At 51.3% G+C, this 13,634-nt stretch carries 11 protein-coding genes and 1 pseudogene; 11 read left to right on the top strand and 1 reads right to left on the bottom strand.

All coding sequences use genetic code 11. The annotated features are described in order from the left end of the window. Positions 1 to 15: 15 nt before the first annotated feature. The 8 genes from IPN95_21340 (at position 16) to IPN95_21305 (ending at position 7,917) form a co-directional block, all read left to right on the top strand. A complete protein-coding gene (locus IPN95_21340) occupies positions 16 to 1,788 on the top strand; it encodes an ABC transporter ATP-binding protein (protein ID MBK9451911.1) in 1,773 nt (590 codons plus the stop codon). A 141-nt stretch (positions 1,789 to 1,929) separates the two neighbouring features. Then, positions 1,930 to 3,333, top strand: coding sequence for a cyclic nucleotide-binding domain-containing protein (locus IPN95_21335; protein MBK9451910.1), 1,404 nt, complete (start codon positions 1,930 to 1,932; stop codon positions 3,331 to 3,333). 16 nt (positions 3,334 to 3,349) lie between these two features. Next, positions 3,350 to 5,014: an FAD-dependent oxidoreductase gene (locus IPN95_21330; protein ID MBK9451909.1), complete on the top strand. Its 1,665-nt coding sequence runs from the start codon at positions 3,350 to 3,352 to the stop codon at positions 5,012 to 5,014. Between the two features lie 146 nt (positions 5,015 to 5,160). After that, positions 5,161 to 5,436, top strand: a complete 276-nt coding sequence (locus tag IPN95_21325; protein MBK9451908.1) for a hypothetical protein — start codon at positions 5,161 to 5,163, stop codon at positions 5,434 to 5,436. Then, positions 5,352 to 6,122 carry a bestrophin family protein gene (locus IPN95_21320; protein MBK9451907.1) on the top strand — a complete coding sequence of 257 codons (771 nt, stop codon included), beginning with the start codon at positions 5,352 to 5,354 and terminating at the stop codon, positions 6,120 to 6,122. The genes IPN95_21325 and IPN95_21320 overlap by 85 nt, the downstream gene beginning before the upstream one ends. Positions 6,123 to 6,252: 130 nt before the next feature. After that, positions 6,253 to 6,900, top strand: a complete 648-nt coding sequence (locus tag IPN95_21315) for a carbonic anhydrase (GenBank protein ID MBK9451906.1) — start codon at positions 6,253 to 6,255, stop codon at positions 6,898 to 6,900. Between the two features lie 154 nt (positions 6,901 to 7,054). Further along, entirely contained in the window at positions 7,055 to 7,465 is a 411-nt protein-coding gene (locus tag IPN95_21310) for a hypothetical protein (protein MBK9451905.1), read from the top strand. Between the two features lie 38 nt (positions 7,466 to 7,503). Then, on the top strand, positions 7,504 to 7,917 hold the full coding sequence (locus IPN95_21305; GenBank protein ID MBK9451904.1) for a hypothetical protein: 414 nt from the start codon (positions 7,504 to 7,506) through the stop codon (positions 7,915 to 7,917). A gap of 66 nt (positions 7,918 to 7,983) precedes the next feature. Here IPN95_21305 and IPN95_21300 read toward each other — a convergent pair whose 3' ends face one another. Continuing rightward, entirely contained in the window at positions 7,984 to 8,454 is a 471-nt protein-coding gene (locus tag IPN95_21300; GenBank protein ID MBK9451903.1) for a nucleoside deaminase, read from the bottom strand. A gap of 99 nt (positions 8,455 to 8,553) precedes the next feature. On the opposite strand from IPN95_21300, the gene xdhA reads away from it, so the two are divergent. The 3 genes and pseudogenes from xdhA (at position 8,554) to IPN95_21285 (ending at position 13,357) form a co-directional block, all read left to right on the top strand. Further along, positions 8,554 to 10,014, top strand: a complete 1,461-nt coding sequence (gene xdhA, locus IPN95_21295) for a xanthine dehydrogenase small subunit (protein MBK9451902.1) — start codon at positions 8,554 to 8,556, stop codon at positions 10,012 to 10,014. A 34-nt stretch (positions 10,015 to 10,048) separates the two neighbouring features. Continuing rightward, a pseudogene (gene xdhB / locus IPN95_21290) lies at positions 10,049 to 12,486 on the top strand (xanthine dehydrogenase molybdopterin binding subunit). Further along, positions 12,395 to 13,357 (top strand): XdhC family protein, encoded by a 963-nt coding sequence (locus IPN95_21285; GenBank protein MBK9451901.1) that lies wholly within the window; start codon positions 12,395 to 12,397, stop codon positions 13,355 to 13,357. Before xdhB ends, IPN95_21285 begins: the two are co-directional and overlap by 92 nt. Positions 13,358 to 13,634: the final 277 nt, after the last annotated feature.

The following is a 13,634-nucleotide window of genomic DNA, read 5'->3' as shown; positions in this document are numbered from 1 at the left end:
ATTTCATCCTCCCACATGGATCAGTCAAAAGCAAAGAAGAAAAGCAAAGTCGGCCTCCGCGAGGCGTTCAAGGAATTTATTTGGCCGCGTCGCGGCATCATCGGTATCGGTCTGATTCTCATTGTGATCAGCCGCGCGGCGGGGCTCGTTTTGCCTTGGTCGAGCAAAGTTCTGATGGATGACGTCGTCGACAAGAAAAATCTGGATCTACTCACGTATCTGTTGATTGCCGTTGTTGTTTCCTTGCTTGTGCAAGCCGTCACATCCTTCTTGCTTACCAAATTGTTGAGCGTTGAAGCCCAACGCCTGATTTCGCAGTTGCGATCCAAAGTCCAAAGACATATTCTATCGCTTCCCATCAGCTACTTTGACAATACCAAGTCGGGGGCTTTGGTTTCCCGGATCATGAGTGATGTCGAAGGGGTGCGCAACCTCGTGGGAACCGGTTTGGTGCAACTGATCGGTGGTACACTCACGGCGATTGTTTCCCTCGTGTTCCTGATCAACATCAATCCTTGGATGACCTTGATGGTGTTGGTTCCGGTGGCCATTTTTGCGGTGATTGCCATGCGCGCTTTCGGGAAAATAAGGCCCATTTTCAAAACTCGCGGCGTGATCAATGCCGAAGTTACCGGCCGATTGACCGAAACATTGAACGGCGTACGGGTGATCAAGGGCTTTAATGCCGAAGGGCAAGAAGCAAAATCCTTCGAACGGGGTGTGGATCGGTTGTTTAACAATGTCAAGGAAAGTCTAACGGCTACATCCTTGATTACCAGTAGCAGTACCTTTCTTTTGGGACTCGCTTCGGTGGGAATCATGGGAATCGGCGCTTGGCTGATGATTCATACCGATGCAGCAGGCCAACCGCTGATGACGACCGGGGATTTTCTTGCCTTCACCATCTTTCTCGGCTTTTTGATCGCGCCAATTGTGCAAATGAGCAACATCGGCAGCCAATTGACAGAGGCATTTGCGGGATTGGACCGCACGCAGGAGATCATGGAAATGCAACCGGAAGACGATCCTGCAAGCAGGACCGTCGAGTTAGGAACTTTCAAAGGCGACATTCGCTTTGACCATGTGTCGTTTGCCTACGAAGAAGGCAAGGAAGTCGTCCACGACATCAGTTTTGAGGCACCTGCTGGCAGCGTGACGGCCTTGGTCGGAACCTCTGGTTCGGGAAAATCGACCATTGCAGGCTTGGCCGCCACCTTTTTGACGCCACAATCCGGAAAAGTCACGTTGGATGGCCAAGACCTGAGCAAAGTGCGTTTGGGAAGCTATCGACAGCATTTGGGCGTGGTTTTGCAGGATGATTTTCTCTTCGAAGGCACCATTCGCGAAAATATCCTTTTTCCGAGACCGAATGCATCTGAAGAGCAAATCTTGGCCGCCGCCAAGGCAGCTTATGTAACTGAATTCACCGAGCGCTTTGAGCTGGGCTTGGACACTGTGATCGGCGAGCGTGGCGTCAAGCTCAGCGGTGGTCAACGGCAGCGCATTGCGATCGCTAGGGCGATTTTGGCCGATCCAAGGGTCATCATTCTCGACGAAGCCACAAGCAATCTTGACAACGAAAGCGAGGCGATGATCCAAAAAAGCCTCGCCGAATTGATGCAAGGCCGCACGACCTTCGTCATTGCCCACCGTTTGAGTACGATTCGCCAAGCCGATCAAATTCTCGTGATCGAAAACGGCCGCATCGCCGAGCAAGGCAACCACGAAACCCTGCTCGCCCTCGGTGGCCGCTACAGCGAATTGCACAAGTATCAGGCGAGGATCTAATTGTTGGGGCGCAGGTCTTCCCGCAAGTGTCACGCGGTAAGTTCGTTGTGAAGGAAAACATTTTTCTCCGATCTTTAGTTCCAAAATTGGTTGTGCAGCAAGCTGCCCAAGAAGGAAAAGAATCAACTAAAGCGTCACGCAATGACCAAAGAATCAGCCTTGGCAATCGTCCAGGGAATTGCTGAATTGAAAGAAGTGCCGATTTCCGACCTGCAATGGCTGGTTGACAATTCGGAGTTGTCCATCATTCCAAAAGGCGAGCATCTTTTTGCACCCAAAATGGCTGCTGATCGGTTGCTCATCGTGTTGGAGGGCGCCTTTCGAATCTACGCCTTGCAAAATGGCCAACGCCATGAACTGATGGAAATCGAAGGAGGCTCGATTACGGGTTTGTTGCCGTATTCGCGGATGAAGGAAGCCTCGGGCTATGGAGAGGCAAAGGTGGATTCGCAGATTTTGGCCTTGCACAAAGAGCATTTTCGCGACATGATCTGCAACCACCATCCGCTCACGGAGGCTTTGGTGCATTTTATGACGAGTCGTGTGCGTGCTTTTACGCAGTTTCAGCAACAAAACGACAAGCTTGCTTCCCTCGGGAAATTGAGTGCGGGCCTCGCCCATGAACTCAACAATCCGGCCGCCGCGGTGGTGCGGAGCAGCAATGCCCTCAAAAATCACCTGCAAGCCATTCCCGACAAATTCAAGCAGGTGATGAACATCAAAGTCGGTGACGCTGAGGTGGATGTAGTCAACGATGTCATCTTTCGGCGCATCCAAAACGGCGGAAAATCCAATCTTACGTTGATGCAACGCACGGCGTTGGAAGATGATTTGGCCGATTGGATGGATGAACGCGGGTTTGACCATGCCTTCGAATGGGCCGAGACTTTGGCCGATTTCGAATTTAATACAGCTGATTTGGACGAGGTGAATGCGGTCGTGCCAGATCACAACCTTCCTGCAGTGATTGGTTGGATCGTGAGCAACCTGATTACTGAAAAAATGGTCAATGAGATCGCTGATGCCAGCAAACGCATCTCTGAATTGGTTGGTTCGGTCAAGCATTATACCCACATGGACCGCAGCAACGACAAGCAGCCTACTGATTTGCATGCCGGCATCCGCAGTACATTGACCATGCTGGGTTACAAAATCCGGAATCATAAAGTAGCTGTGAATGAGCAATTTGATCCCGAATTGCCCTTGGTTCCTGCATTCCCCGGAGAGGTGAATCAAGTGTTTACCAACATCATCGACAATGCCGTCGACGCGATGGAGGCCAACGGTGGTACGCTCACGATTGAAACCCGGAAGGATGGAGATTTCGTCAAAATCGACATTTCCGACAGCGGTACCGGCATTCCGCCCGAGATTCTGGCTAAAATTTTTGATCCGTTTTTCACGACCAAAGACATCGGCAAAGGCACCGGCCTCGGCTTGGATGTGGTGCAACAAATCATGAAAAATCGCCACCGCGGCGACGTAAAGGTGCAATCCGAGCCAGGAAAAACGACCTTTATGCTTTGTTTTCCATTGAATTTCTGAAAAAGATCGAATCCCCATGAGTCAGCTTCCCATCATCATTGCTGTCGACGACGACCCCAACGTGTTGCGGGCATTGAGCCGCGATTTGAAGACACAATACCGCAAGGAATACCGCGTGTTGGCCACGGAAAGTGCCAATGAGGCTTTGGAAACAGTTGCCGACCTCAAGAAAAAAGGAGAGACCGTGGCGATGTTCGTGAGCGATCAACGCATGCCCGAAATGCTCGGTGTGGACTTTTTGGAAAAGGCAAAGCCTTATTTCCCAAGCGCAAAGCGTGTCTTGCTCACCGCTTACAGTGACACCGACGCCGCCATCCGTGCTATCAACGACGTACAACTCGACTACTATTTGCTCAAGCCTTGGGATCCGCCGGAAGAGAAGCTGTTTCCTGTGTTGAGCGACCTGTTGGAAAGCTGGCAAGGCAGTTACCAACCCGAATTCCGCGGAATACGCGTGGTTGGCTATCAGTTTTCACCCAAAAGTCATGCGATCAAGGACTTTTTGGCGGGCAATCTTTTTCCCTACGAATGGATCGATTTTCGCACCAACCCCAAAGCAGAGGAATTTGAGACCTTGTATGGGTTTAAGGAATCGGAATTGCCGGTCGTTGTTTTTGAGGACGGCACCTATGTCGCCTACCGCGAAAATGAGGATGTGGCTCCGAAATTGGGCTTGAATCCGAAGGCGAGCAGCGATTTGTATGACGTCGCCATCATCGGCGCGGGTCCTGCTGGGCTTGCCGCAGCCGTTTACGGCGGTTCGGAGGGGCTCAAAACCTTGCTGATCGAGCGTCGCGCCCCTGGCGGGCAGGCGGGAACGAGTTCGCGGATTGAGAACTATTTGGGTTTTCCAACGGGACTGAGCGGCGGCGACTTGTCGCGTAGGGCGATCACGCAGGCGACGCGTTTTGGGGTGGAATTGCTTTCCCCGCAATCCGTCGAGCGCATCGAATTGAAGGAAACCTACAAGGTTTTGCATCTCAAGGATGGCTCGCAGGTCAAAACCAAGAGCATTGTCATCGGGACAGGTGTGGACTACCGCAAGCTCGAAGGCGGTGGCATACAGGATTTTACAGGAGCTGGTGTTTACTATGGCGCGGCCACCACGGAGGCTGCCAATTGTCGGAACAAGCAAGTGTACATCGTCGGAGGGGGGAATTCGGCAGGGCAAGCTGCGATGCACTTGAGCAATTTTGCTGGAAAGGTCACGATCGTCATTCGCGGAAAGGACCTGACGGCCACGATGAGCTCCTATCTGATCGACCAAATCGCGGGAACTCCCAACATTGCCGTGTTGCCATTTACCGAAGTAGTCGGCGGATCGGGCAGCGACCGTTTGGAGAAGATCACGCTTTACAGTTCACAATCCGAAGTAAATGAGGAGGTTGTTTGCGATGCACTTTTTGTGTTCATCGGCGCAAAGCCTTATACGGATTGGCTCGGAGAGGCTTTTCTGAAGGACGAGAAGGAATTTTTGGTTACCGGGCGCGATTTGGTGCTGCATTCGGAGTACAAAAAGCGCTGGAAGATTCAACGGGATCCCTATTTGCTGGAAACGATCGTTCCAGGCATTTTTGCTGCCGGCGATGTGCGTTCAGGAGCCATGAACCGCGTTGCAAGCGCAGTGGGAGAGGGCTCGATGGCGATTTCGTACGTTCACCGATTCCTGGCGGAGAATTGAGAATGGAAAATTGAGAATGGAAAATGGAGACAGAGATAGCATTGTTTGCAACATTTTCCATCGTCCTTCATAAATCTTAAATCAGAAATCCGCCGTCGACTACTGCTAATTCTCAATTAATTCTCAATTCTCAATTCTCAATTCAAATGATTGTCTACGAACCCAACCAACATTTTCTAGGTGACATCCTGCACCTTGCCAAAAGCTGGACGATGGTGAAAATCATGCGGATGGTACTTGGCATGGGCGTTTATGCGGGTGCGGTTACCGCCTTGATGATGTTGGCGTTTCCCGACCACGAACTCATGGACGCCTCCATTTTCTCTTTTTGGGGATCGTGCTCAGTATTTTGCTGGTTTTCAGAACCAACAATAGCTACGACCGATGGTGGGAGGGACGAAAACAATGGGGAGCCTTGGTAAATACCTGCCGCAACTTGGCGGTGACCGTGCACACGACCTTTCCCAAGGAGGACCGGCATAGCCGGCATTTGATGGCCAAACACATTTCCAACTTCTGCATTGCCTTCAAGGAGCACCTCCGAAAAGGCGTGAAAATGGATGAATTGATTCTCCTGACGGAAGCCGATCGCGCTGAATATGAACGGAAAGCGCATATTCCCAACCATATTTCGCTGCAGATTCACCAATTGATCCACCGCGTTTACAAAGGTGGCGGTATCACGGGCGAGGATTATCTGAATTTGAAACCGCATACGCAGGATTTGTTGGACATTTTAGGTGCCTGCGAACGCATTCGCAAAACGCCGATCCCGTTTTCGTATGCTGTGTTTATCAAAATATTCATCTCGGTTTATGGTGTTTTGCTGCCCTTTGCCTTGGTGCATTCTTTTGGAGTTTGGACTGCGCCGATCATGATGCTGATCTTTTTTGCCTTCATCGGCATCGAAATGATGGCCGAGGAAATCGAAAATCCATTTGGATTGGACTGCAACAACCTGCCCACGGGCACGTTGGCCAAAACAATCCAAACCAATGTTTTCGAGATTCTGGAAGCCGAAACGGACGACAAGGCCTTGACTGATTCGCTGGAAGCTGCCGAAAAGGCCGACGCTGCCTCGACGGAGTTGTATCAAAAGATTTTTTAATGATGCCTTCAAACGTCGCGAAGCAGGGTTTTCAGAGCCACCTAGACAAGCGATAACATCTCTCTAATTCCTAAATTAGCTCCGCTGAACGTCATTTCTAATTTTTCATTTCTAATTCCTCATTCCGAAAATGGACAACGTCATCGAAAAAATGCTCAGCAACAACCGCGAATGGGTGGCCGAGCAACTTGCCCTCGATCCTAGCTATTTTGAGCGGCTTGCAGCGGGACAATCTCCCAGCATTTTGTGGATCGGCTGTGCCGACAGCCGCGTTCCGCCCAACGAAATCACCAAAACCCATCCCGGTGACATCTTCGTGCACCGCAACGTGGCCAATTTGGTCGTTCAGACGGATATGAACATGCTGAGCGTATTGCAGTACGCCGTGGAAGTCCTGAAAGTGCAGCATGTCATCGTCTGCGGGCATTATGGCTGCGGAGGCGTGCTTGCCGCGATGGGAAGCCATCAGTATGGCCTGATTGACAATTGGTTGCGTACGATCAAGGATACGCAAAATTACTATTGGCAGCAGCTCAAGGATTTGGACGAACATGCAAGAGGCCGCAGGATGGTGGAGCTCAACGTGATCGAGCAAGTTCACAATTTGGGCAAGACAAATATCATTCAAAATGCCTGGAAATCAGGAGGCAAGCCTTTCATTCATGGCTGGGCTTATGATCTCGGAACGGGCATTATCAAAAGCTTGACGAGCGACATCGGCGACGAGGAAGCTTTGAAGGAAACTTGCAAGTTTGAAATGGGGATTGTGGGGCATTGAGCTGCTAGCAGTTCACCCTCCTCACTCAAACTCGCACTCACACTGAAACCGACTAAATCCCCCAATCCGTTCGCTTTGAACGAATAGCATCATTGCTCAAAATTTTCCCTAACTTCGTTCAACTGAAATCCTAAAGAATCAGTCAATATTCACCATGAAAAAATACATCTTCACGCTCCTTGCAGTTCTATGTTTCGCCTTGGTTCAGGGCCAAAGCATTACCAACAGCAGTTATTCGACGACCGGACACATCAAAAGTGACGGCACGATCCAAAATTCGAGCTATTCAACCAAAGGCCATATCAAGGACGATGGCACCATTCAGGATGCGAGCTACCGTACCATCGGGCATATCAAAAGCGATGGCACGATTCAGGATGCGAGTTATTCGACCGTTGGACATGTAAAAAGCGATGGAACTGTGCAAAACAGCAGCTACAGCACCATTGGCCATATCAAGGACGATGGAACCGTTCAAAATGCGAGCTACAGCACAATCGGGCACGCAAGCGGAATCAAAAAGGAATGGGCAGCGGTCGTCTTTTTCTTCTTCAAATTTGATTGAGCGTTTTTCAATTCGATTTTTACCAAAATCAAGGTCGAATGAAGGCCATTCTCCTCACGTTTTTCGTCGTTTTTAGCTTTCTACAAATGTCAGGTCAATCCATTCAAGACGGCAGTTACCGTTCCACCGGTTATATCAAGGACGACGGGACGATCCAAGACGGCAGTTACCGCACACAGGGTTATATCCGTGAGGATGGGTCGATTTTGGACGACAGCTACCGCACCATCGGGTACATTCGCAGTGACGGGAGCATTCAAGACGGGAGCTACCGCACGGTCGGCTACCTTCGTGAAGATGGCGAGGTTCAGGACGGCAGCTACCGCACGATTGGCTACGTGAAACAGGATGGCGAGGTGCAGGATGGCAGTTACCGCACTTTGGGCTATGCAAGAGGCGTGCGCCGGGACTGGGCAGCAGTGGTCTTTTTCTTCTTCAAATTTGAGGATTAGGCGAATGGGTTTTCGGTCAGCTGACGATCCCGTCGATTCCCGAAAATACCACTCCAAGTGCCGAAATCAATAGTCAATCCTGTCTGATTTGGCATCCCAAATCTCGAAAGCCTTGATCGCCAAGGATTGTCCGACCTGTTCGAATTGGATTCTGCGCTCGCCGAATTCCTTTTCAATTTCATCGTAAATGAACTGATCGTCAAAACCCGAGGCAGCGGCATCAGCCTTGGTACAGGCAAAAAATACGCGGTCAGGACGCGCCCAATAGATCGCGCCGAGGCACATCGGGCAGGGTTCGCAGGATGTGTACACGGTGCAGCCAATCAACTGAAAGGTCCCCAGATTTTTGCAGGCATCGCGGATGGCTACGACCTCAGCATGCGCCGTAGGGTCGTTTGTAGTCGTCACGCGGTTGTTTCCCCGACCGACAATTTGCCCGTCTTTCACTACAATCGCCCCAAACGGGCCACCTTCGCCGCTCGTTACGCCCGCAATCGACAAGTCGACCGCAGCCTGCATCCATTTTTCGTGTTCCATCGCCACTTTTAATTTTCAGGAAAATAGAGATTCGAAGATGATCCTCCAAATTTTCATTTCCAATTTCAAAACAGCCTCAAAATTCCCTATTTTCCATGCATGAAAGCAGTGAGCAATCAGATTTCGTTTTGGATGGATGACCGGCGGGTCGACATTGACTTTGGAAAAGAGACGCAATGGCGGCCTACTACGACCGTGCTCAATTACTTGCGGAGTCTTCCCAACCACAAGGGCACCAAGGAAGGTTGCGCCGAAGGTGACTGTGGCGCCTGCACCGTCGCCATTGCCGAGGCGGATGAAAATGGTAAAATGACCTACCGGGCGATCGATTCCTGCCTCGTTTTTCTGCCGATGATCCATGGAAAGCACCTGATTTCGGTTGAAAATCTGGGTACTTCCGAGGAACTGCATCCCGTACAAAAGGCGATGGTCGACTGCGACGGCAGTCAGTGTGGTTATTGCACCCCCGGTTTTATCATGTCACTGTTTGCATTGTACAAAACCGCGCAAATTCCTGACCGCGAGGAGATTTTGGATGCGTTGACGGGGAATCTCTGCCGTTGTACCGGTTACCGTCCGATTGTGGAGGCGGCGGCAAAAAGCTGTTCTGGACATTGCCAAGACCGGATTTGGGCCAAGGAACCGATGGTGGCAGCGGAATTGAAGGAAGTGAAAATTCATCAGCCAAGCGTTGAGATAACCACGATTGAAAACACGTATTTCCGGCCCAGCTCAATGGAGGAGGCCCTGAAAATCAGGCAGGAGCGGCCTGAGGCACTCATCGTTTGCGGCGGAACGGATGTAGGGTTGATGGTCACAAAAAAGAAACTGAATCTGCCACTGGTACTGGATCTTTCGGGCATCGAATCCCTGCGAGGCACGGAGGAAACGGCCGATGGACTCAAATTGGGTGCTTCGTTGAGTCTGGAAAAAGTCAAAAGCATTTGCAAAAGCCGCTTCCCGGCCATGTATGACATGCTCGCCGTATTCGGTTCGCGCCAAATACGCGAGCAGGCAAGCTTGGGCGGCAATGTCGCCAACGCGTCGCCCATCGGGGACATGCCCCCCGTTTTGATGGCCCTCGATGCCTCCGTCCAATTGCAAAGCCTTGAGGGAACGCGCATCCTCAAGGTTTCCGAATTTATCACCGGCTATCGCACCACGGCACTGAAAGCCAATGAGTTGATCACAGCCATCATTGTTCCACCAACCCCGTCGGGGCGAATCGTAAAATCCTACAAGATTTCCAAGCGCAAAGACTTGGACATCAGTACCGTCAGCTCCGGATTTTGGCTGGATTTGGACGCAGAACGCACGGTAAAATCCATCGGATTGATCTACGGAGGCATGGCCGCCATGACCAAGCATGCAGCCAAGGCTGAACAATTTTTGTTGGAGCGGACTTGGACGCGGGAAAATGTCGAGGCTGCCATGGACCTTGTTGAAGCGGAATTCACGCCTATTTCCGATGCGCGTTCGGGGAAGGAAGGCCGTCGCATCATGGCCCGAAATCTCTTGCTCAAGTTTTGGGCAGATACCACGTTGCCTCAACCTGCCTGAACAACAACTAGAAAAATCCCCAAAACGGATTCCAATGAGCGAAAATACCAAAGTCCCCCACGAAAGCGGCGCTTACCATGTCACCGGCGAGGCCACCTACATCGACGACATGCTCGTGCATGCGCGGCTGCTTCATGGGCACGTGTACACGAGTCCACATGCCCATGCCCGCGTGCTGGAATTCGATTTGTCGAAGGCCAAGGCCCATCCCGGTGTGTTTGCGGTACTAAGTTACAAAGACATTCCCGGCGAGAATCAAATGGGTCCGGCGATTCATGACGAGGTGGTGTTGGCCGAATCCGAGGTGATTTTTGTGGGGCAGGCCATGTTTTTGATTGCTGCCGAAAATGAGGAGACTGCACTTGCAGCTGCGAAACTCATTGAGGTTCAGTATGAAGTGCTTCCGGCCGTGGTCACATTGCGGGATGCCATCGCCCACGGCGAAAAGTGCAACCCAGCCGAAAAATTGCTGCAGGAGACAGCCAAACAGCAATGGCAAACGCAAAAAATCGGATCTCCGGCGAATTAGAAATTGGTGCACAGGAGCATTGGTATTTGGAAACTCAGGTTTGCTTGTGCATTCCCGGTGAAGGGGCTGAAATTCAGGTGTTTTCCAGCACGCAGCATCCTTCCGAGACGCAAGCCTTGGTTGCCGAGGTATTGCACATCCCCAAGATGGAGGTGGAAGTGCAAATTCGACGCATGGGAGGCGCTTTTGGGGGTAAGGAAACGCAAGCCAACCATACCGCAATATGGACAGCATTGTTGTGTCAGGCCACTAGACGTCCCGTCAAAATCAGGCTTTTCCGCGACGACGATCAGAAAATGACCGGGAAACGCCACCGGTTTCTTGCGCGCTACGAAGTGGGATTTGACGATACGGGTCGGATTCAAGGCCTTGAAATTGAGCTGAATGCGGATGGCGGTTCGAGCACGGACCTGACGATGGCCGTTCTGGAACGGGCCATGATGCACAGTGACAGCAGCTATTTTTTGCCGGACATTACCATCGTCGGCCATCCGTGGAAGCTGAATCTGCCGAGCAATACCGCCTTCCGTGGATTTGGCGGACCGCAAGGCATGGCGGTGACCGAAAATATTATGGACCGCATTGCCCGGCAATTGAAGCGTGACCCTGACGATATTCGATTGCGGAATTATTATGGTCTGGAGGACCGCAATATTACGCCCTATGGCCAAGTCGTGGAAAACAATCGACTTTATTTGCTCCGCGAGCAATTGCTTGCGTCTTCAGAATATGCCACGCGGCGTTCCGAAATAGCGGAGTGGAATTCGCGGAATGAATTCATCAAGAAGGGGTTGGCTTTGACGCCCGTGAAATTCGGGATTTCATTTACTGCTTCCTTTTTGAATCAAGCCGGCGCATTGGTGCATATTTACAAGGACGGGACCGTTTTGGTCAACCACGGCGGAACGGAAATGGGGCAGGGGTTGCATACCAAGATTCGGCAGATTGCAGCCTTGGAATTGGGTGTGGATTTGGAGCGCATCAAAGTCAATGCGACCAATACATCCAAAGTCCCAAATACCTCAGCCACAGCGGCATCTGCAGGGACGGACTTGAATGGCGCGGCCGTCAAAAATGCCATTGAGCAGATCAAACTTCGCATGGAGGAGGTCGCAGCCAAAATATTCAATCAGGATTTGCCTGCACACGAAAGCCAAAGTCTTGCCGCGGATATTGTGATTGAAAACAATATTGCATTTGACCGCCACCATCCGAGTCGCCAAATAGGATTTGCCAAACTTTGTGAAGCTTGTGTATTTCAGCAAGTTAGCCTCAGTGCCACAGGGTATTATCGCACGCCCGGTGTGCATTTTGACCGAGCGATTGGCAAAGGGAAACCCTACCATTATTTTTCATTCGGCATGGCGGTGACGGAGGTGCAGGTGGATACACTTACCGGACACGTTCAGCTTCTCCGAGCAGACTTGTTGCACGATGTGGGCGATTCGTTGAATCCCGGCATTGACATTGGTCAAATTGAAGGTGCTTATGTTCAGGGCCTTGGCTGGATGACGACGGAAGAATGCAAATGGGATGACAAAGGCAATTTGCTGAATCATTCCCCCGATACCTACAAGATTCCCAACGTACAGGACATCCCTGCAGATTTTCGCACGAACTTGCTGCAAGGTGTTCCCAATTACAATACGATTCGGCGCAGCAAAGCTGTGGGTGAACCGCCCTTGATGCTGGCTTTTTCGGCTTGGTTGGCCATTAAGGATGCCATTTCTGCGGTTGGTCAACATGAATTTGAACCGAAGTTCCAATTGCCGATGACCAATGAGGCGATCTTGGTTTCGGTCGAGGACTTGCGGCAAAAATCCGCGCGAGGAACTTGGAAATTCCGCGTCCATGAGGGAATTGGTGCTTTGGGAGTATGTATTCGATCAGCTTCAAAATGCGGGCGAAGTCGGCTTGTTGGTGGTCGTCGAAAGCACCGGTAGTAGCCCCGGCAGGCTCGGATTCAAAATGGTCGTCGCCAAGGACGGCGGGATGAAGGGAAGCATCGGCGGCGGCATTATGGAGCAGAAACTCGTGGAATACATGCGCTCGTCCCTGATTGCGGACTTTGATGTATGGGAGGTGCGCAGGCAGATTCATTCCAAGGATGCTGCGAGAGACCAAAGCGGGATGATTTGTTCGGGCGAACAGAAGTTGGCGATCCTCCGCTTGAAGGCCGATGTGATTCCTGAGATTATGTTTATTGTTGATTGCCTGCGTGAGGGACGGAGTTGCTGCATTCAAATCACGGATGAAGGATTTTCTACGCTAGCGTACGATGCAAATGAACATGCGACGGGATTCAAGCAATCCTCCGATGAAACATGGCAATATACGGAAGTCCTGGGGATCAAGGACATCGCGCATGTGATCGGCGCCGGCCATGTCGGCTTGGAGATGTGCCGGATCTTGTCGTTGCTCGACTTTTTCGTGGTGAACTATGACGACCGTCAGGGACTCAACACGATGGAAGCCAATACTTTCGCGCATCGGAAGGTGGTCTCGCCATACCCTGAGCTCGGAAGGTATGTCGCACCCAGCGAGAATGCCTATGTCATTGTCATGACTTTCGGCTATCGTGGCGACGATCAGGCGATCAGGGCATTGATCGGCCGGAAATTCAAGTATTTCGGCATGATGGGTAGTGAGGCCAAGGTCACCAAGTTGTTGGCCGACCTTCGGCGGGATGGTTATTTGGAGGCTGAGATCCAGGAGATTCGTACACCTGTTGGATTGGTCGCCCATTGTAAAACCCCGGCTGAAATTGCTGTGAGTGTGGCTGCTGAGATGATTGCCGTGCGGAATGGGGGGTGATTGTTCTGGATGCAGTGAATTTTAAGCCATTTTTAGCAAAACTCCATTCGCTAAAAAGTCTTAATATACGTCCATGAAACGCTACTTGCGATGGATACCCCTTCTGGGAATTTGGATGGCCTTGGCTTTTGCAGGAAAGGCGCAGGATACGGTGGGCAATTCATTGGTTGTCAAAGACTCCAATGCGACCATTGCGACTGTTGCCGCAACGGCACCAGCAATCTCGCAGGCCGATTCCGTTGGAACATCCGGAATTGATTTCGGGTCTACGATCTCG

The sequence above is a fragment of the Bacteroidota bacterium genome (assembly GCA_016718825.1).
GTDB lineage: Bacteria > Bacteroidota > Bacteroidia > J057 > JADKCL01 > JADKCL01.
The sequence above is the reverse complement of the archived record's forward strand: the minus strand, read 5'-3'. Positions and strand labels throughout refer to the sequence as shown.